This window comes from Mesorhizobium sp. M8A.F.Ca.ET.208.01.1.1, assembly GCF_004791315.1.
GTDB lineage: Bacteria > Pseudomonadota > Alphaproteobacteria > Rhizobiales > Rhizobiaceae > Mesorhizobium.
In genome coordinates this window covers 1-410 of the sequence record NZ_SRUT01000071.1, presented here as the reverse complement: position 1 = coordinate 410, position 410 = coordinate 1, and the positions used below count along the sequence as shown (strand labels likewise).

At 62.9% G+C, this 410-nt stretch carries 1 pseudogene; it reads right to left on the bottom strand.

What is annotated here, in order from left to right:
* A pseudogene (locus EN851_RS34330) lies at window positions 1–258 on the bottom strand (hypothetical protein); the annotation flags it as partial.
* Window positions 259–410 lie beyond the last annotated feature (152 nt).

Genomic DNA, 410 nt, shown 5'->3' with positions numbered 1-410 from the left:
AAAGAAGGTCACCGGGATTTCGGCACGCATCGTCTCGGCGATCGCCTTCGAGAGCAGCCAGATCGCTCGGTCGTCGAGTGCGGGCTTGAGAAGATCGCGCAGGGTGAACCATTCGGCGTAGATGCGATGCGCGGCGGGCGAGTGGAGCAGGATGCGCTTCATGTTGGTCATGCGGCCGCGCAGCTTGAGTTCGCGGTCATGCTCGGCGCGCATGTCTTCGGAGGCGGTCGCATAGTCGATCACAGAGAGATGCGCCATCAGCTTCACCCCAGCGTTGCGTGCAGTGCCGGCCCGCCGCGCAGCGTGTTGGAAACGGTGCAGATGTCCTCCGCGTCCGCGAGGATTCGCTCTTTCGTCGCGGCGTCGAGATCGCCGGTGATTTCCAGCTTGATGGTGAATGTCTCAACCCG